This is a genomic window from Kamptonema sp. UHCC 0994 (genome assembly GCF_029167235.1).
GTDB lineage: Bacteria > Cyanobacteriota > Cyanobacteriia > Cyanobacteriales > Microcoleaceae > Kamptonema.
Genome location: NZ_JARFTR010000284.1, coordinates 1 through 2,101, shown reverse-complemented (window position 1 = coordinate 2,101; position 2,101 = coordinate 1). Strand labels below are relative to the sequence as shown.

The 2,101-nt window shown below is 39.9% G+C and carries 1 protein-coding gene; it reads right to left on the bottom strand.

What is annotated here, in order from left to right:
- Positions 1–2,101 (bottom strand): ATP-binding protein (locus PY364_RS25015; RefSeq protein ID WP_275570413.1); only part of this gene is annotated, 2,101 nt, incomplete at both ends.

Genomic DNA, 2,101 nt, shown 5'->3' with positions numbered 1-2,101 from the left:
CGGGGACTCCATACTGTTGATATTTCTCACAACGCTTGATGTAAACCATCGTCGCTTTATCGCGAGGATTAATCTGTAAAACCTCCTGAAATATGTGTTTCGCCTCCTGAAATTGTTGTTGATAGTACAGAAACACTGCTACTTCAAAACGAGCCTGAGTTTGATGCTTTAATCGCTTTTGTTCGGGTGCATCACCATCATAAACTTCAAAGACAGCAACGGCTAATTTTTTCCCTTTTACCATTACCCGATCTAAAAATCTAAAGCATTGTTCTTGAGTATAGTCAAGACAACAGAGAGTATTATGACTGATTAAAATTCCGGCTCCATAAACCTTAGTTAAACCTTCTAAACGTGAAGCTAAATTCACCGCATCAGCAATTACTGTAGTTTCCATCCGTTCAGATTCACCAATCGTACCGAGCATTAATTTACCTGTATGTAAACCAATACCAATCGCAATTGGAACTTGACCTTGCTGTTGCCTTTCTTCGTTAAAAGTTACCACTTTTTGTTGCATGGAAATAGCGGCTTTAACTGCCTCATCTGCTGACTGCGGAAACAAAGCCATAATCGCATCCCCAATGTACTTATCAATAAAGCCTTTATGCTCTCTAATTACGGGACTAACTCGACTTAAATAGGAATTAATAAAGTTAAAAGTCTCTTGAGGTGTCATCGCTTCTGACAGAGTGGTAAAGTCGCGAATGTCAGAAAACATGATCGTCATTTCTTGCTGAATCTGATTGCCAATTTGTACATCAATGATGCTTTCTTTTCCTAAGAAGTTCAGAAAATCTCGCGGCACAAATCGCCCGTAAGCTAAGGTAAGTTTAGCTAAATTCAAATGAGTTTTCATCCGCGCTAACATTTCTTGTTTTTGAATGGGTTTAGCCAAATAATCATTCGCCCCTGATGTAAATCCATCCACAATATTTTCGGTTTGATTTTTGGCTGTCAACATGACAATCGGCAATTCATGGGCGGGGAAACGTTCGCGAATTTTCTGACAAACTTCGTAGCCAGTCATTCGAGGCATCATCAAATCTAGTAAGATTAAGTCAGGGATAAAACCCTTTTCAATTGTAGCTAAGGCTTCTTCTCCATTACTGGCTTCGGTTAGAATGTAATTATAAAGGGAAAGAATATTAATTAAGACCTGACGATTAATCGGTTCGTCATCAACGATTAAGATTTTGAATTGTTGGTTGTCAGTGGCAATATTAATGGCTTTTTGGATGGGGGCTAAAGTCATTAATTCAGAACTAAAGTTGTTGTGGAACCCTGTAATTGGTGGAACTAATTTAACTGTTTCTTGGGCAATGGGTAAAGTAAAGGTAAATTGCGAGCCCACTCCGATTTGCGACTGGATAGTAATTTTACCACCATGTAATTCGACGAGTTGTTTAGTAACAGCTAGTCCCAATCCTGTACCGCCATATTCTCTCGCGGTGGAACCTTCGGCTTGTTCAAAGGATTGAAAGACGCGCTCAAATTTATCTTCAGCAATGCCAATTCCTGTGTCGGAAATAGTGACAGCTAATATATCCTCTTGGTTAGGAGATATCACTTGTGCAGAGACTTCGACAGTTCCAGATGGAGTGAATTTAATGGCATTGCCAATCAGGTTATGGAGAATTTGTTGTAAGCGATTTTCGTCGGCTTCCGCATTGGGTAAATCTTCAGGAATAGCGTTGATTAACTGTAAATTTTTCTGCTGGGCTAAAGGTTGACTGAGGGTGAGAATAATATTAGTAATGGCTCTTAAATCAACGGATGCTAATCGTAGTTCTAGGTTATTATGTTTGAGTTTAGAGAAGTCAAGAATATCGTTAATTAAGCTGGCCAAACGGCGACCACTGGAGACAATTAATTGCAGGTTGCTTTGGGTAGTAGAAGGGAGTTCTCCCGTTGCGCCATCAATGAGTGATTCGGCAATACCAATAATACCATTGAGAGGGGTGCGGACTTCGTGGGAGGTATTCGCTAAAAATTCGTCTTTAAGTTGGTCGAGATGATGTAGTTCTTGATTTTGATCGGCTAAAGTTTCTTTTTGTGCTTCCAGGGTGCTAAAGGATGCTTTGAGTTGGGAAGCCATGCT